At 40.6% G+C, this 17,262-nt stretch carries 14 protein-coding genes; 1 reads left to right on the top strand and 13 read right to left on the bottom strand.

The features are described 5' to 3' along the window. Window positions 1-115: 115 nt before the first annotated feature. The 7 genes from trpC to HEQ36_RS22825 form a co-directional block, all read right to left on the bottom strand. On the bottom strand, window positions 116-997 hold the full coding sequence (gene trpC, locus HEQ36_RS22855) for an indole-3-glycerol phosphate synthase TrpC (protein WP_039202207.1): 882 nt from the start codon (window positions 995-997) through the stop codon (window positions 116-118). 169 nt (window positions 998-1,166) lie between these two features. Next, window positions 1,167-2,597, bottom strand: coding sequence for a dihydrolipoyl dehydrogenase (gene lpdA / locus HEQ36_RS22850; RefSeq protein ID WP_053538934.1), 1,431 nt, complete (start codon window positions 2,595-2,597; stop codon window positions 1,167-1,169). A gap of 545 nt (window positions 2,598-3,142) precedes the next feature. Further along, window positions 3,143-4,105: a hypothetical protein gene (locus tag HEQ36_RS22845; RefSeq protein ID WP_168636090.1), complete on the bottom strand. Its 963-nt coding sequence runs from the start codon at window positions 4,103-4,105 to the stop codon at window positions 3,143-3,145. Window positions 4,106-4,199: 94 nt separating this feature from the next. Next, window positions 4,200-5,261: a hypothetical protein gene (locus HEQ36_RS22840; RefSeq protein ID WP_168636091.1), complete on the bottom strand. Its 1,062-nt coding sequence runs from the start codon at window positions 5,259-5,261 to the stop codon at window positions 4,200-4,202. Window positions 5,262-5,584: 323 nt separating this feature from the next. After that, window positions 5,585-6,466 carry a tRNA pseudouridine(55) synthase TruB gene (gene truB / locus HEQ36_RS22835; protein ID WP_039202203.1) on the bottom strand — a complete coding sequence of 294 codons (882 nt, stop codon included), beginning with the start codon at window positions 6,464-6,466 and terminating at the stop codon, window positions 5,585-5,587. Between the two features lie 170 nt (window positions 6,467-6,636). Continuing rightward, on the bottom strand, window positions 6,637-8,394 hold the full coding sequence (locus HEQ36_RS22830; RefSeq protein WP_168636092.1) for an alpha/beta hydrolase: 1,758 nt from the start codon (window positions 8,392-8,394) through the stop codon (window positions 6,637-6,639). Window positions 8,395-8,644: 250 nt separating this feature from the next. Further along, window positions 8,645-9,562: a DMT family transporter gene (locus HEQ36_RS22825; protein WP_168636093.1), complete on the bottom strand. Its 918-nt coding sequence runs from the start codon at window positions 9,560-9,562 to the stop codon at window positions 8,645-8,647. A gap of 320 nt (window positions 9,563-9,882) precedes the next feature. Here HEQ36_RS22825 and HEQ36_RS22820 point away from each other — a divergent pair, with 320 nt between their 5' ends. Then, window positions 9,883-11,457, top strand: coding sequence for a class A beta-lactamase (locus tag HEQ36_RS22820; protein WP_053538928.1), 1,575 nt, complete (start codon window positions 9,883-9,885; stop codon window positions 11,455-11,457). Between the two features lie 144 nt (window positions 11,458-11,601). On the opposite strand, the gene dprA is transcribed toward HEQ36_RS22820, so the two are convergent. From dprA to HEQ36_RS22790, 6 genes are all read right to left on the bottom strand, one after another. Continuing rightward, complete coding sequence (dprA, locus tag HEQ36_RS22815; RefSeq protein WP_053538927.1) at window positions 11,602-12,720, bottom strand: DNA-processing protein DprA; 1,119 nt, start codon at window positions 12,718-12,720, stop codon at window positions 11,602-11,604. A 233-nt stretch (window positions 12,721-12,953) separates the two neighbouring features. Then, entirely contained in the window at window positions 12,954-13,622 is a 669-nt protein-coding gene (locus HEQ36_RS22810; RefSeq protein WP_053538926.1) for a DUF2301 domain-containing membrane protein, read from the bottom strand. Between the two features lie 74 nt (window positions 13,623-13,696). Further along, complete coding sequence (locus HEQ36_RS22805) at window positions 13,697-14,425, bottom strand: ABC transporter ATP-binding protein (RefSeq protein ID WP_053538925.1); 729 nt, start codon at window positions 14,423-14,425, stop codon at window positions 13,697-13,699. A gap of 120 nt (window positions 14,426-14,545) precedes the next feature. Next, window positions 14,546-14,773 carry a ferredoxin family protein gene (locus tag HEQ36_RS22800; RefSeq protein WP_027400959.1) on the bottom strand — a complete coding sequence of 76 codons (228 nt, stop codon included), beginning with the start codon at window positions 14,771-14,773 and terminating at the stop codon, window positions 14,546-14,548. A 111-nt stretch (window positions 14,774-14,884) separates the two neighbouring features. Beyond that, a complete protein-coding gene (locus HEQ36_RS22795; protein ID WP_053538924.1) occupies window positions 14,885-16,096 on the bottom strand; it encodes an ATP phosphoribosyltransferase regulatory subunit in 1,212 nt (403 codons plus the stop codon). After that, on the bottom strand, window positions 16,096-17,028 hold the full coding sequence (locus tag HEQ36_RS22790) for a J domain-containing protein (RefSeq protein ID WP_168636095.1): 933 nt from the start codon (window positions 17,026-17,028) through the stop codon (window positions 16,096-16,098). Before HEQ36_RS22790 ends, HEQ36_RS22795 begins: the two co-directional genes overlap by 1 nt. Between the last annotated feature and the right edge of the window lie 234 nt (window positions 17,029-17,262).

Raw genomic sequence — 17,262 nt, 5'->3', positions numbered from 1 at the left:
TCCCTGTTCCCTGTTCCCTGTTCCCTGTTCCCTGTTCCCTGTTCCCTGTTCCCTGTTCCCTGTTCCCTGTTCCCTTTTTCGTAACCCTTGTTTTATATGGAATTCAAGACTGTAATTAAGCAAAGAGATTGGCTATTGCTAATTGAGGATCTGGTTGTTTTACCAAGGATTCACCAATCAGTACAGCGGATGCACCTGCTTTTTTAACTATACTTAAATCCTCTGGGTGATGCAATCCTGATTCGCTGACGACAAGAATGTTTTTTGCTTGTAACTGTTCACCTCTAGCTGTGAGTAATTGACAAGTTGTTTGTAAATCAACAGAAAAATCTTCTAAATTGCGATTATTAATGCCAATTAAAGAAACACCATCTAAAGCTAAAACTCGATCTAGTTCTTCTAAATTATGCACTTCTATTAAAGTTGCCATTTTTAGGTTATGAGCAATTTTGATAAAGTATTGCAAATCTTGATCATTAAGGATGGCTGCTATTAATAAAACTGCATCTGCTCCATGAATTCGCGCCCAATACATTTGGTAAGGATAGATAATAAAATCCTTGCACAGCAAAGGTAAATCTACTGCTGAACGGACTAAGGATAGATTTTCAAAACTACCTTGGAAAAATTTAACATCTGTGAGAACAGAAAGACAACTAGCTCCACCTTTTTGATAAGATTGAGCGATCGCTACTGGGTTAAAATCCTCCCTAAATACCCCTTTACTGGGAGAAGCTTTTTTAACTTCAGCAATTAAAGCCGGATGAGTTTTACCTTGACGTAAAGCAGCCACAAAATCACGAGTTGGTGGTGCTGATAGGGCTTGTGTTTGCAATTCTCGCAAAGGTAGCCTTTCTCGCATTTGCTCAACTTCTGTTTCTTTCTGCCAGACAATTTCTTCTAAAATATTATTTGGTGCAGCCCCTTCTATAGCAGATCGATATTGAAGTATAGAAATATTAATAACTGTGCTAGGTGAACGACGACGGATTTGCATATTTTTTAAGGAGTTCAGAAGGTAGGGGCGCAGGGCCTGCGCCCTTTGTCAGGAGTCAGGAGTCAGGAGTCACCGAGTCAGGAGTCAGGAGTTCAGAAAGAAGAATCAAGAAGAAAGAAAATTTTTCTCTTCCCCATTACCTATCACCTGTAACTCCTTAATTCTTCTATTAACTAACCAATGCCCGTTTATAAGCTTCATCTAAAACTTCTGAAAGCGTTGGATGAGCGTGAACTAGGTAAGCAAGAGTTTGGATAGATTGACGACTGGCAATAGCGGCGGCGGCTTCATGAATTAAATCTGAGGCGTGGGGACCAAAGATATGTACACCTAAAACCTCGCCAGTATCTTTACGATAAATTACCTTCGTCATTCCATCAGTATCATTTTCCGCCAAAGCCTTGGAATTACCTTTAAAGTAACTCTTACTGGTGGCGACTTCAAAACCTTCAGTTAAACCCAAAGCATGGGCGGCTGTTTCAGTCAATCCCACATAGCTAACTTCTGGATGGGTAAAAGCGGCGGCAGGAATGCTGCGGTAGTCAACAGTTTTGTGACGACCCATCATATTTTCTACAGCAATAACACCTTGAGCCGATGCCGCATGAGCCAACATCATTTTGCCAGTAGCATCACCAATAGCCCAGAGATGGGGGATAACCTCCCCGTCTGATAATACCGCCATATTATCATTTACAGGAATAAAATTACGGCGATCAAGAGCGACTCCCACAGAATCTAACCCAAGATTTTGCGTAGCTGGAACGCGACCGGTAGCGACCAAACAAGCATCAACTTCAAGAACTTCTAAATCTTCCTTAGTTTCAAAGTCAGCCAACTCAATGATTACTGGTGAACCAGGAATAATTTTTTTAGCGTAGATACCGACTTTGGTTTCAATATCACGGGGGTTAATTAAGACCCGTTCTGCCAGTTTAGCAATGTCTCGATCAAATCCTGGCATTAACTCACTCAGGGCTTCAATTAAGGTGATTTCACAACCTAAAGCCGAGTAAACATCAGAAAATTCTAAGCCAATGTAACCGCTACCAATAATCGCCACCCACTTGGGTAGAGTTTCTAATTTAACGCCTTGGTCACTGGTAAATACGGTTTTGCCGTCTACTTCAATTCCGGGAGGAACGAAGGGAACAGAACCAGGCGAAAGGATAATATCTTGGGCTGTGATGGTTTTCTCACCTTTGTCTGTGGTGATGGTAACTTTTTGTGTACCAGACACCTTACCCCAACCCCGAATAATCTCCACTCCCAAGCGCTTGAGACTGTTGGTTAAGTCCCCTTGAATTTTGGCAACGAGATTGTTAGCATGATCAGCGATCGCTTGTCGTTCAAACTCCACATTACCAATTTGAATTCCCAAAGACTTGAGATGATGGGCATTACGTAATTCCCTCACCTTTCCTGAAGCCGCCAGTAATGCCTTAGAAGGAATACAACCCCTGTTTACACAAGTTCCTCCCATATCTCCAGCTTCAATAATCGCCGTTTTCAGACCGCAACTGATAGCGTGTAAAGCAGCACCATGTCCGCCCACACCAGCGCCGATAATCACTAAATCGTAATCAAATCCAGGACTCACTTTTATTTCCCCGTTATCTTCGCCTATTTATTATCAACTTAACTTTTTTGTGTAACTTTCTCAAATTAACAAAAAATAACGGAGAAGCTCTTGTGTCTCCCCGTTATTTTTTGTGAGTGTTTAATTAGAGTAAGCCACAAAATAAACAATACTATTGCCAATTTTCCAAAATATGTCTGAAACCCAATAAAATCGTGACGATATCAATAGGGTTTCAGGGCTTTGGCAATAGTATTGATAAATGATCCTGTTTTGTCATGCTGAGTGTAGCGTTCGCGGAGCGTGGCGTTAGCCATAGCGAAACATCTCAAGAGATTCTTCACTACACTTCGTTTCGTAATGCCTCTGGCACGCTGCGCGAACAGAATGACATTGGGCATTTCTTTTTGTGGAGTTCTCTTAATTATGTTTGAGACTAGTAGTTCGTCAAATTTATTTTGACGGGTAATGATCGGAAAAAAACTTCTGTTCTTCCCTCCCCTACCCCCGGTGCCTCTCTTCTCCCCCTGCTTGCCTTCACCCGTCATTTTCGGGTTGACAGACTACTAGTTGACCGCTGCTCTCAATTCTTTTAGCACCTTACCAATTTCCACAAAATCTTGGTTTTCTGAAAGCTGTTGCAAAGTCACCGGACTGCTTTCTTGGATAATTTGGTTGTAGGTATTAATAGCATTATGCAAATCGTTGATATCCACCTCTACACTTGCTAAAGTAGCATCACCCGCCTGGGCAATAATTGGGCTAAATTTTAAAGCTTTAGTGCTGGCCACTAAATATTTTTTTGGTAACTGAACTGAACTGGAACTTTGTGTAGTAGGACGGGGAGCAGGGATGATTTTAATCAAGGTGAATACAAATCGTCCTGCCAATGCTGGACTAACACCAGCCTGCTTTAATATCTCCGTAAATCTATTCGATTCACCCCGTCTGATTGCTTCCGGCTGCCTGAAAGCTACAAAAACTTTACTATCTTCCTTGGTGAATATATTGATGGCAACACGATTGAGTTTATCTTGACGCTCTGCTGTAATCCTAAGTGAATTTCCTCGTGGTGTGCGGACAATGGTAACAGGACTGCCACTTTGACCTCCGGCATTCCCCACACTAGGACTTGTATTACCATTGGAGCCAGTAGTGCCACCACCACTCATGCTCCCGCCAGTCCCCACACTAGGACTCGTATTATCATCGGGATTGGAATCAGTATTACCATTGGAGCCGGTAGTGCCACCACCACTCATGCCCCCGCCAGTCCCCACACTAGGACTCGTATTATCATCGGGATTGGAATCAGTATTACCATTGGAGCCAGTAGTGCCACCACCACTTATGCTCCCACCAGTCCCCACACTAGGACTCGTATTAATTGGTCCAATGTTTCCACCACCACTCATACCACCTGCTGTACCCAGACTAGGCGAAGTTTGGGATTGGCTTGGTTGCTGCCAATTGATTGCCAGTAGGGGAGTGAGAGTGAGAGCCAGAATAAAAGTTCTGATTTTTAACATGGTGATTTTATCAGGATTGAAGTGTTTATTTAGGGTTGGCTGAATAAAGGTAGAAACAATAACAGATAAGGTGTTCAGACTTTTTCAACCAGATCTATTTGGGTAAGAAATTGAAACCATAGCCTATGCTGAGAACAAATACCGTACCGCCAAAGCTAGTATCTGTGAGATCCGCACCTACGACATTAATTGTCAAGGGGATAGTAGATATAGGGACAAAAGAAGCTCCAACGTTGAAACCAACTCCACTCCAGCCCATACCCACACCGATTTGGGGATGAACTTGTACCCCAACTCCAGCAAATACACCCGTATTTGCATCACCTGTGCGAAAATCGCCACCACCGGCTCCTATGGAAAAGGAAATGGGCATTTTATTAACAGTATCGTTAGGCTTTAATAGGGAGTAACTTGTAACTACACCATAGGCACTGGAAGGTCTAACTGATTCCCCTTTAACGTGCTGTGCAAAAGACTTCCAGCCAGCAGCCGCAGCTATTTGAGTGTTGCCTTTAGCATAGACAATGCGGTTAGCTTTGAGGTCAAAAGTTCCGTTGTAGCCAAAATTTTTGATACTACCAATGTTGTAGCCAAGTTCTAGACCAACTAGTTTCCGGGCATCTCCTAACCCAAAACCCATACTGATACTCCCGTCTGGTTGAGTTCTAGCTTTACCAGTGGTTGCTGCGGATGCCCCTACGAAAACGTCACCCCAGGTAGCTCCAAAGGCGCTTGGTGTAGCAAAGGTAAGTGAAGGAGAGTAAGTACGTTTGAGTGGAATTACTTTGACCAGAGGGTCAACTAGTAAATATTGGCGTAATTTATCAGTATTAAGTTGACGTTTATCATTTGGTGCTGAAGTGTCTGTTTGAGCAGTGATCCGTGATTGTTTTTGATAAAGTAGAGGTTCAATCTTCCGCCCTGACTCTACGTTTTTCGCTAAGACATCTTGGAGATCCGGCAAGTTAGTCTTTAATTGAGCTTGATTAGTTGTTAATTCTTTACTGCTATGGGGTTGAGAAATTATTTCATCTGTTGCAGAAGCAGGGGTAACTGAAAGAGCGGTAGTAGCCCATATATAGCTTAATAAAATTGTACCTATGGACTTTAGCCTATTTGGGCGTAATAACATACATAAAAATTTTGTTTTTCTCAAAATTCTACTCCTCACGACGGTTATATGCGCCCGAATGTATATTAGAGTAATTCCCGAAAAGCAGTAATGTACAGGATAAATTATGCTATTTTTATGAATTTTCCGTGAATTTATCAGGATAATTATGAACTTATCATGAGAATGTCAAAAACCTTTTCAGGTTAAGTAGGTTGGCGTTGAAAATTGTCGTTGGGGTAAGGGAACAGGGAACTCTTAACTGGGAACAGGAAAAGAGTTTTGAGTGATTTTACTTTTCTTCACATACCTTTAAATTTTTCTGTTCACCTACTTACGCCACGCTATCAGCAAACCCTATTTAATTTTTAATTGGGATATTCAAAAAACACCATTTGAGGGACTAATAAATCATGTGCTAATTTCCCGATTCCTAAAAAATTGGTTTCTGTTTCATAAACTCGTACAAAGTCGTCAATAACCAGATTGAGGGGAATTTTTTGACCTTGACACCATTTTTTAGCTGATTCTGGGGCTAGATTTACGGCTTTGAGATGTTGTAATGGTGTGTCTGCGGATATAGGTTGAAATGTGCTGTTTTCGATTTCGGTGGCTAAGTCTGTAAAGCTGAGACTGGTTGGAAGCTGGAAACTGCTGCTTTGTGTGCGAATTAGGGCAGATAGAGTGCCACCTGTGTTGAGTATTGTACCTAAATCACGAGCGATCGCCCGAATATATGTTCCCGCCCCACAAGATATGGCTATATCTAATTCAGGAAAATCTCCGTCTCGCCAGTCTAACACCTGAATTTGGGAAATTTCGACTGTTCGCACCGGAACTTCGACTATTTCCCCTTTTCGGGCTAAATCATAGAGGCGTTTGCCGTCAACTTGAATGGCGCTGTAACTGGGGGGGATTTGCTCAATTTTACCGATAAACTGGGAAAGGGACGTTTTGATATTTTCTAAATCTAATCCTGGACAGGGCGCAGAGGTAATAATTTCCCCTTCTAAATCATCTGTAGTAGTTTGTATTCCTAGCCGGACAGTGGCTTGATAAGCCTTTTCTCCCGGTAAATATTGTAATAATCTGGTGGCTTTACCCAAGGCTATCGGTAATACTCCGGTAGCTTTGGGATCTAAAGTTCCTGCGTGTCCGACTCGTTTCATCTTCAGTAGTTTTCGGACTTTGGCTACGCAGTCATGAGAAGTCCAGTCAAGTGGTTTGTTTAAATTGAGAAAGCCTTGCACAAGTTTAGATTTTAGGGTTGAGATTTTTTATTTTCACACAAATAGGAGTTCAGAAATATCGCTAACGCCACGCTACGCTACCAAAAGGTAGGGGCGCAGGGCCTGCGCCCATTCGGGAGTATGGCTAACGCCACGCTGCGCTATCAGGAGTTCTTGAAGAAGTCGGGGATCTAAATTAAATGTAATAGAGAAACACCAATACCTAGCAGCCAAAATCCAAAATGGACGATAGTATGAGCAAGTTTCTTTTTAACAGGTTTGCTGTCTTGAAGATTACCTAAAATTGGTGCTAATTTGAGATGATCAAGGGACTGGACAAGGTTTAAACCCAGGGACTGACTAGAAATACTTTGAGCGTAGGCAGCGTTCAGATAAGGCAGATATTCTGGTTTTCCAGCTATGTAAGTTTGAAAAAAGGGTAAACTTAACGCATTCATGTAATCATGGGCTTGGGAAGCATCACCTACCATATCTGTTGGTAATGCCATTTGTGTACTGTCAGGATTGCTATTACCAATGGTAGAAAAATGAGTACCACCAAGTAGCATAACTAAGTATTTTTCGGGATGAATAATCCAGGAAAAAGGGACAATTTGCTCATATAAAGTTGGGGCAACTGTGTCTTCACTACTACCGACAATCATGACTGGGGTATGAATTTGGCTTAACCCGGCTTGTCCGAAAATAGAACTGGTAATCGGATTAACAGCGATCGCCGCCTTGATTCTGGTATCTTGTAAATTGTAATCTTGTCCTGACTGGTTGGGCAATTCTAAAGCCCGACATTGCAACAATAAAGACATATTCCAAGTATTTCGCAATTTGTCAGGATGACAGTCTGCTTGTAGTTGGGAAAAGTTAATTTTTGCCCCCGCTAAAGCTAAGGCAGTATAACCTCCTAAAGACTGACCAAATACTCCCACTTGTTGTAAGTTCAGCCGTTGCTGAAATTGTGAATCTGACTCTAATTGATCTAAAATATATTTGATATCTAAAGGTCTATCTTTAAATTCATTAGGGTGTGTAACTTGATTACTATTACCATTTATTAAAGATTTTAATTGTTTAGCATCACTACCGGGATGATTGGGAATTACTACAGCAAACCCATGTTTAACTAAATGATCTGCTAAATAACGAAAGTTACTACTATCCAAACCTAAACCATGAGAAATCACAATCACAGGCACAGGATTTTGGCTATTAGGAATATATATATCTGTGGTTAAATGCCGATTACGGACTACATCAAAGAACTTAATTATTTGTTTCTTGGTCGATAAAATTACTGGATTTGAAAATCTTGGTAATTGAGAAAAATTAGGATAAGAAATTTGATCAGCTTCTAATTTTGATGCTTGGATTAATGCGGAAATAGTTGTTTCCGTATCGTTGATCATTTTCTCTAACTCACCAGCAACTTTTAGGCTGGAAGCCACATCAATCTTAATATTATCTTGAGGATATTTGCGTAATAAATTTAATAAATTTAATCCTTCCGGTTCAGCAGCAGCAGCAATTAAAGCTGTACGTAATGACCAAGAAGTAAATTTTGAATAATCAGATTTAGGTTTAATTAACCCTGCTAATCTTTGTAAGATAAATTTCCCTTGTTGGGTGTCAAGAAATTGGGAAGTTACAGCCGGACTAATTTTCAGTGGTTGAACTAAAATTTTCCTTAATTCTTGCAGTTTGTTTGTAGGAATATATTGATAATAGCCTGCTAAATCTGCATTAATTATCCCATATTTTGCATAGCTTTCTAAGGCACTAATAGGGATAGAAATTTCTAGTGCTGAATAGGAAGCATGAATTTGTTCTGCTGCCATAACCGGGTTACTTATCCCAAATGTTGGCAGCAATATGGACAAAATCAGTGTTAGAGAATTTTTTCTGAGGGTGCTGCCCCAATTACCAAACATATTCATCGCTTAACTTTTGTGGTGATGTTGTTGAGCGAGGCTCAAATTTTGGTAGTGATTCAAACACCCTGTTAAACTATTCTCAATAGTGCCTATCGCAGACTACACAAACAAAATTTCAGACCGTTTGCGATTAGTTTGCTTTGAATTGCTAAGACTTCTTTTAAGATTATAATAAGTACATGAATTATCTACATCAGTATTTATTATGTATTTTTCCTGATTAATAAAATCTAAATAATGCTAATAAATCCTATTAATTAGGTTCGCATAATGCAATAGATATAGAACCAATGACTACAAAAAATGCCCCAGTAACACCTACTAAAGAAATATTTTCTGGAGAGATAATATTAGGAGTAATTACGGACATCAGCCAACCGGAAATTAAAGTAATAATCGGAGCTAAAGCTAATACAGCACCCACTCTTGAGGCTTGCCAATGTACTAAAGATTCAGCAAAAGCACCATAGGCGACGAGGGTATTTAAAGCGCAAAATATCAAAGTTGAAAAATAGAAAATATCCAGGGTGAAAATTGTGTGAGTTTTTGCCAATGGCGTGAATAATAAAGCACAGCCACCGTAAATAATCAACATAATTTTTGCTGAAGATAACGATTGCAATAACTGTTTTTGTGATAAAGCATAGATAGCCCATGCTATTGCCCCGAAAACAATCAAGCCACTACCTAGTAAATATTCACCTTGGGCTGTGATCAGATTAACTAATTGGGCATGAAAAAATAGTGCAAAACCCAAAGTTAGTACAGCTACACCTAGCCATTGATACAATGTATAACGTTCGTTAAAAATGACTAATCCACCGAAACTTAATAACACACTAGATAATTGAATGATCACCTCAGCATTAGCTGGAGCGGTCAATGCTAAACCTTGCATAAATAGAAAATAGTTAGCAGCTAAAAATATAGTAGCAACTACTAATAATTGCCAAGAGGTAGCACGTAATTGTTCTAAGGTTGGTAATTGTTGCTGAAACAACAAATAAATTGCCAGTAAGAGGAAGGAAGTTAAAAAGCGAAACCAAATAACGGTGTAGACATCTAGCTCTTGTAGTGTTACCGTCAAAGCCAGAGGTAAAACTCCCCATAAAAAGACAGTTACCAGTGATAAACTTAGACCCAAACGCCAACGACCAGAACTTTGATGCATGATTAATAATCACTAAGGGAGACACATCATTTTTGCATAATAATCAAGTACCAGGAATATTTAATTACTTCTGTCCATTGGCTATGAGTCCGGGTAATATTAATTTTAGTACACTTCGTTTCGTAATGCCTCTGGCACGCTGCGCGAACAAAATGACATTGGGCATTTCTTTTTGTGGAGTTCTCTAAAGGTACACTGACTTTTTGTGCAAAAATCAACTATGAAGTATACTAGATCGGAAAATGCCACTTAGTCCCCAAAGGTAAACTGAGTATCAAGGTGCATAAATTTACAATCTGGGTCGAAGGTGAAAAGTAGCTATGTCAGAAACTAGTGACAAACTCATACCCATATCACAAAGGCAACCTGTACAGCGTCGCCGGCGTAAACGTCCAGTCCCCAAGACAGGACAGAAAAAAGTTATCAATCAACAGCCAGTTTCTAGTCCAAGAGAAACTGCAACATTAGCTCGTCCAAACAATCATAGCAGTCCTGTTCCTATCTCGTCTGGGGGGCGAAAACCAGCATCACGGAAGATGATGCCTCCAGGTGTTAAACCAGTACCTACAGTCAAGAAAAATACTCAAATTTCTCCATCAGCAAATGTGAGGTTAAAGACCGTACGCATGGAGAAGCCGAGAATTGAAAGCAGAGGGTCACGCAAGACTAGGTTAAAACCTATGGCTAGAACTGTGTTATATGCCTTGCGGTTGTTGATTGTGGGTGTGGGGATAGGTGCGATTGTGGGTACGTTGTTGTCAATTCTAGACCCTGCTAATCGCCTTGGTTCAGTTGCGTTAGTATCTCAAACTACTACTTCTCAAAAAACATCTCAAACTCCTAATACAAGCTTATATCTGTCCCAAGAAATTACTTCTTTAAAAAATTCTTTACAAACTCTCACCACAGCTAATGCTGATCTGATGCCAGGGGTGTTTTTATTAGACTTAGATAATGGTGGTTATGTAGATATTAATAGTAATGCCAGTTTTGCTGCGGCAAGCACGATTAAAATTCCGATTTTGATTGCTTTTTTCCAGGATGTAGATGCTGGTAAAATCCGCCTGGATGAAATCTTAACTCTCCAAAAAGAGATGATTGTCGGGGGTTCGGGAAATATGCAATATCAAACCCCAGACAGCAAATACACGGCTCTTGATGTGGCTACGAAGATGATTACAATTAGCGACAATACGGCTACGAATATGCTGGTTGCTAAATTAGGCGGACAGGAGGCGTTAAATGGACGTTTTCGCAGTTGGGGATTAACAACGACGATGATTCGTAATCCTCTCCCAGATTTAGAGGGGACTAATACTACTAGTCCGAGGGAATTGGGGAATTTAATCTCGATGGTGAATCAAGGTAATGTCGTGGGTATGCGATCGCGTGATTTAATGCTTAATATTATGAGTCGCACTGAACGAGATAATCTTTTACCTGCTGGCTTAGGAAAAGGCGCAAATGCTTACCACAAAACAGGTGATATTGGCACAATGTTAGCAGATGCGGGTTTAATAGATGTCCCTACGGGTAAACGTTATATCGCCGCTATTATGGTGAAACGTCCCAATAATGATCCTCGTGCGGCAAAATTAATTAGTTCTATTTCTAGTGCTGCTTATGAACACTTTAGCCAAACTACAGTAACACCTAGCAATCCGATAAATAACCAACCGGTTACTCAACCAATCACTCAACCAGCAACTCAACCAGCAACTCAACCAATAACTTCACCAATTTCTAATTATCAACCACCCGTTCAACCCTTTGTTCAGCAACCAGTTCAACAACCGATAATGAATCCTGCTATGCCTAATGGGATGGTTAATAATATGCCTATGGGCAGTTATCCACCTCCTGTAATGACTCCGCAATATTATCCACCACAATAGATAATTCAGAATTCAAACTGGTTGCAGAAAATGTGGCTTTGTTGCTAGACTACAAGCAAAAATTGGCGTTGCATAATTAAAGTATGAATTAGCCTCACGCAAAGGCGCAAAGACGCAAAGGAAGAGGGAACAAAAATCAGAGTTTTAACATTTTTGATATCGCATTCCCGGAAGTTGGGTGACTAAACCCATGAGTTCTAATTGTAATAAGGAACTGGAAACTAAAGCCGCATTCATCCCTGTTTTTTGAATTATAAAATCAAAGGATAAAGTATCAATAGTCAAAGTGTCTATTACCTGTTGTAATTCAGGTGCTAAGTCAGGTAAAGGAGGAGATTTAACTATGGGAATTTCTATATCTATTTGGGGAATTGCCCCCAACATGGTTAATAATTGACTGAGTTCTTGATTAATTAAACCTGCACCTTGACTAATTAATTTTAAACAACCTTGTGATGGTTGATCATCAATTCTTCCGGGTAATGCGTAAACATCTCGACAAAATTCATTAGCATAAGTGGCTGTGATTAAAGCGCCAGATTTTATTGGTGCTTCTATGACTAATACTGCGCGACTTAAACCAGCAATGATGCGATTTCGCCGGGGAAAATGGGTGCGGTTGGGTGTGGTTTTGGCAGGATATTCACTAATTACTATGCCAGAGGTCAATATCTGTTTATATAAACCTTGATTTTTATGGGGATAAATAACATCTACTCCTGTTCCTACAACTGCTATTGTTCTTCCTCCTGCTTTCATTGCTGCTGCGTGACTTTCGGTGTCTATTCCTTCTGCCATACCGGAAACAATGGTAAAACCATTTTTGGCTAATGCGGTACTAATTTGACGAGTCCATTTAATTCCATATTCTGTGGGTTGACGAGTTCCGACAATTCCCACTAAAGGTTTTTGTCCTGAATTCTCCTGTAAATCAACTTCACCCCGATAATACAATAAGGGGGGTGGACTGGGAATTTCTCGCAGTAGTTGGGGATATTCTGGGTCTGCTGGTGTCCAAAAAAGGGGGTTTGCTTGTTGGTGTTGAGTGAGTAGTTGTTCTGGGTTTAAACGGGATTTTTGTTGAACAACTTTTTCTAATGTCTGAAATCCCAAACCTTCAACTTTTCGTAATTCACTAGGAGTAGCTTTCCAAGCATTTTCCAAGTTACCAAAATGCTGTTGTAATCTTTGCAGTAATATGGGTCCAATCCCAGAAATTTGCGACCAAGCTAACCAATATTTACGTTCTTCTGTGTTTGACATAGTATAAATATAATTACATTGGCGGTTAGAGGGTGTTTGAAAAGTCTCAATCCATACTAACCCTGGCGGTTAGAAACCGCGTCTACACAGGCAAAACCTAGATGGTACGTGGGTTCAATATCTTGATTTTTTGGCGTTGCTGAATCGAGGTATGAAATTTCCAAATTGAACCTTTAAAAATCTTACCTTTGCGTCTTTGCGCCTTTGCGTGAGACTAAAATTCATACCCTTAATCAGCAACGCCGATTTTTCAAATAATCAAATACAGATTTATCGCCAATGTCGGGAGGAATAGCTTGAATTACTTTTCTTATAGCAAAGATGAGGAATAAAATTGCCCAAGTTGCTAGTAAAACTTGTTCTGCTGGCGTTGATAAAATTCCGGTTAAATGTCCTAATAATAGTAGGGGAACAAGGGGAGTTAAGATTTTAGTTTCTAAACGATGAAAACAAAAACCTTCTTTGAAAAAGATCCCTGTCAAGGCTGCAAAGGTAAAACCAATTCCTAATATGGTGAGGGGTTGATTATAAATAGTAATTGCAAAAGCTTGACTATCACCATGTCCAAAAATAAAGGCACAAATGCTACCAATTATCCAAAAAAGTTGGAGAATGCGGTGCAAAAATGCCATATAGATATGAATAGTTAATAAACTAACTCCCAGTGCAATACTAAAACAGGTGTAGAGAGGTGTCAGGGAGGCGATAGCGAAGCTCGCCGCAGGCATCGCAGCGGGTTGGGGATAAAATAAGACTAAACCGCTACCAATGGCAAAACACAGGGCGGCGATCATTAATCCTGTGCGATAAATTATCACACTTTGGCGATCGCTCTGAGTAATCGTAAACTCCCCAAATTGACCTTGATATACTGCCGGCGATGATATTGTTTGTGTAGTCATATTCCCAATAATAGTATAGGTTTAGGTTTTAGATCCCCGACTTCTTTAAGAAGTCGGGGATCTGATTTGATTGATTAATGTCCCTTTCCAGCACCTAAATACAATTCTCCGACTTTTGGGTTATTTAATAATTCTCTACCAGGTCCTGAGATAGCATCTCTTCCTGATTCTAACACATAACCACGATCTGCCATTTCTAAGGCTTTTCTGGCATTTTGTTCAACTAAAACTATCGCAGTCCCCGATTTTTTAATTTGTTTAATTTGCTCAAATACTTGAGTTACCAAAATGGGAGATAATGCGGCTGAGGGTTCATCTAATAGGAGTAAACTGGGTTCTAACATTAATGCTTTCCCCATTGCTAACATTTGTCTTTCTCCACCGGAAAGAGTTCCTGCGCGTTGACGACGGCGATCGCTCAATCGAGGAAACATGGTGTATATTTTATCTTTAAGAGGTTTCAAGGGAACATCTCTCACAAAAGCCCCCATTTCTAAGTTTTCATCTATGGTTAAAGAGGGGAAAACGTTGGCAATTTGGGGAACATAGGACATTCCTTTGGCGACAATTTGATTTGATTTTAAACCAATCAAATTCTGATCTTTAAAGGTAATAGTTCCGGTGTGGGGTGTCAAAAGTCCAAAAATGGTTTTTACTAAGGTGGATTTACCTGCACCATTGGGACCAATTACTGTGACTAATTCTCCTGGTGCAATGTGAAAGTTGACACCTTGCAAAATATCTACATCTTTAATATATCCAGCGTGGACATTTTCTACGTTTAATAAATAGTTATTAGTCATTTGTTACATGAGGGAACAGGGAACAGGGAACGGGGAACAGGTAACAGGTAATTTGGTGATTTGGTGATTTTCTTTTCCACTGTCACCTGTCCCCGTGGCGTAGCACCTGTCACCTGTCACCTAATTTACTATTTTCTGCAATTCTGGTCTTTCTTCTGCCAAAATTGCGTTTTCTACGGGGCAAACTTGCAAACAGATACCACAATCAATACAGGTAGCAAAGTCAATCCAGTACCAATCTGTGCCTTTAACGTTTTTTCCTGGACCTGGATGAATACAAGCTACAGGACAAGCACTTACGCAGTCAGCAACACCTTCACAAACGTCTGTAACAATGGTATGTGGCATTTTTCCGATTCCCTCTTTTTTGTCAGTTATTAATTCTTTTGGGCGTAAGTCCGTGACTCATGTTTTGGGCGCAAGTGGGGTATTAATGTTTTGGGCGCAGGCCCTGCGCCCCTACGGGATGATTCCGGGTTCAATGGTGTGTGAACCGTCGGCTTTAATCCAGGCTATTTGGGTAATGGAGCGATCGCTTGCATATTGACGAATCCCTGCTGTGTCCCTACCTCCCAGGTCTATTTCTACTCTCACTAAATTAGTGGAATTACGTAATTTATCGGCATAGGCAAAAGCCGCAGCTTCAGCGCCGGGGGTTTCTGGAACTACTAACCAATTACTAGCGGGAATATCCTGGGGTAATTGCTGATTTGATAGGAGAATTTGGTATAAATCATCAATATTCAATTCAAAGCCGATACCGGGAATATTTTCCTTCTGGGGATGGTATAAACCTAATAATTGGTCATAACGCCCACCACTTCCTAAAATCTGTGCTTGGGAATTTGTCTCGCTCACTACTTCAAAAACCAAACCTGTGTAGTAATCAATGGTTTGAATTAGGCTCAAGTCAAGGATTAAAGGGAATTTACCATCTAGTAATTCCACTAGGGATCTGAGGTTATTTATTGCCTCGTGCTGATCTGGTTCTAGATGTAAACTACTGACCTTTTGTAAAACATCTTTACTATCACCCCGCAAATCCAACATAATTTTAGCGCGTTGGCGGAGTTCTTCCTCTAGAGGCAAAGTATCAATAGTCACGCGATCTAAATTAGCGATCGCCCTGCGGACTTGATTTCTGATTTCCGGGGGAAAAGCATTCAGCAAAGAACGAGTAATTCCCGCTTCCCCCAAAATTAACCGCCAATCTTTTAAATCCAATGCTGTTAAACAGTCTGCTACCAGCAGCAACACTTCCCCATTGGCTAATAATCCCTCAGCACCCAGTAACTCCACCCCAGCTTGATAATACTCCTGCTGACGATTATGGCGGCCTTCCCAATTGCGGCGGAAAACATTAGCATTGTAATATAGTCGCTGGGGATAAGTGGCATCTGCCATGCGAGTTACCACTGTGCGAGCGATAGAGGCAGTCAATTCTGGACGCAACCCCAATTCTTCATTTTGACTATTTTGGAGTTGAATCACCATCTGACGCTGAATAGCTTCACCAGCCATCAGAGTATCCATTCGTTCCAAAGTTGAGGTGATAATCCTGTGATATCCCCACCGTTGAAACACCTGTTCTAATCTATCTTCAATCCAGCGTTTTTGCGCCACATCTAAAGGTAATAGATCCCTTGCTCCCGCTGCTGGTTGATACACCATTATTTTTTCTTCCCACCAAACAAACCGCCAAACAAACCACCTTTTCCAGACTTATCTGGTTGCTTCTCTTCAGTTTTAGAAGCGGAACTCACTTGAGAACCACTGTTTGTAATTCCTAAAGCTTGATCTACTTTGGGTTTCCATTCCAAAGCGATTTTCTCATTGGGATCTAACTTCAGGGCGTTATCAAAGTGAATTTTTGCCATTTTCAGTTGATTTTCCCGTAAATATACCATTGCCATCAAGCTATGGCAATGACTATTTCGCGGTTCTAACTTTAAGGCATCTTGTAATTCTACTTTGGCTGGGGACAATTGGTTTTTTTCTAATAAAACTTGAGCGCGACGCAGGTATTGTTCTACGATTGACTCTTCTTCGGGTGGGGAGGTTGGCGTTGGTGGTAAATTTGGGGCAGAACCTTGAGGTTGACTAGGTGCGGACTTATTCATTGACTGTCCAGCCACCCGCATCAGATAAACTAGATTTAGCTCACTAACCTCAGCAATGATTTTGTGTACTTGTTGCAAATCACTAAATTGAGTTGGGGCAATTTTAGCGATCGCCTGCTTATATGCCATACTCACATTAGGCGCAGCTAACAATTGCCGCCCCGATTCCGTCTTCAGTCTAATTGCTCCTGGTTCTTGGGCAAATCTCTTCCCCATTTGTGTCAGAATAAACAAATACTCAGCCCGATTGCGTTCCACAGAAAACTTCTCATAAGCCGGATTAACCAACTTTGCTAAAAATTGATTAGCCATCTCTTTTTCCGACTCATTCCTCATCAAAGAACTATCTGGGTGCAATATCCGAGCAATTTGTAAATAACGGTTACGGATTTCCTTAAATTCCGCATCAATCGGCACACATAAAACTGCGTGATGATCTATGAAATCATCCGTAAATAATCCAGAATCTATTTTTAATGACATATTTATTATAGGTATCGCACCCCGGCATATTCTTTCCAGTTTACAGGGAAGTATGGGAAGTTTCAAAGCCATCCAGTAGCAACCAGGAAATTTAATACTTATTAGACGTTGTTTGAAAACTCATGATTGCTGTATCAAATGTTTTACCCCACCCTAACCCTCCCCTTGTGAAGGCTACGGTGTACACACAAGTTGTATCTGCAAGGGTTTCAGGCGTTATAGACCCCTGAAATT

It is taken from the genome of Anabaena sp. 54 (assembly GCF_017355725.1).
Taxonomy (GTDB): Bacteria; Cyanobacteriota; Cyanobacteriia; order Cyanobacteriales; family Nostocaceae; genus Dolichospermum; species Dolichospermum heterosporum.
This window is presented reverse-complemented; position numbering and strand designations above follow the sequence as displayed.

Excerpts from the sequence above, each read along its gene's own strand:
- trpC (WP_039202207.1), bottom strand. The coding sequence starts at position 997 with ATGCAAATCCGTCGTCGTTCACCTAGCACAGTTATTAATATTTCTATA.
- HEQ36_RS22845 (WP_168636090.1), bottom strand. The coding sequence starts at position 4,105 with ATGTTAAAAATCAGAACTTTTATTCTGGCTCTCACTCTCACTCCCCTA.
- HEQ36_RS22830 (WP_168636092.1), bottom strand. The coding sequence starts at position 8,394 with ATGAATATGTTTGGTAATTGGGGCAGCACCCTCAGAAAAAATTCTCTA.
- HEQ36_RS22825 (WP_168636093.1), bottom strand. The coding sequence starts at position 9,562 with ATGCATCAAAGTTCTGGTCGTTGGCGTTTGGGTCTAAGTTTATCACTG.
- HEQ36_RS22820 (WP_053538928.1), top strand. The coding sequence starts at position 9,883 with ATGTCAGAAACTAGTGACAAACTCATACCCATATCACAAAGGCAACCT.
- dprA (WP_053538927.1), bottom strand. The coding sequence starts at position 12,720 with ATGTCAAACACAGAAGAACGTAAATATTGGTTAGCTTGGTCGCAAATT.
- HEQ36_RS22810 (WP_053538926.1), bottom strand. The coding sequence starts at position 13,622 with ATGACTACACAAACAATATCATCGCCGGCAGTATATCAAGGTCAATTT.
- HEQ36_RS22805 (WP_053538925.1), bottom strand. The coding sequence starts at position 14,425 with ATGACTAATAACTATTTATTAAACGTAGAAAATGTCCACGCTGGATAT.
- HEQ36_RS22800 (WP_027400959.1), bottom strand. The coding sequence starts at position 14,773 with ATGCCACATACCATTGTTACAGACGTTTGTGAAGGTGTTGCTGACTGC.
- HEQ36_RS22795 (WP_053538924.1), bottom strand. The coding sequence starts at position 16,096 with ATGGTGTATCAACCAGCAGCGGGAGCAAGGGATCTATTACCTTTAGAT.
- HEQ36_RS22790 (WP_168636095.1), bottom strand. The coding sequence starts at position 17,028 with ATGTCATTAAAAATAGATTCTGGATTATTTACGGATGATTTCATAGAT.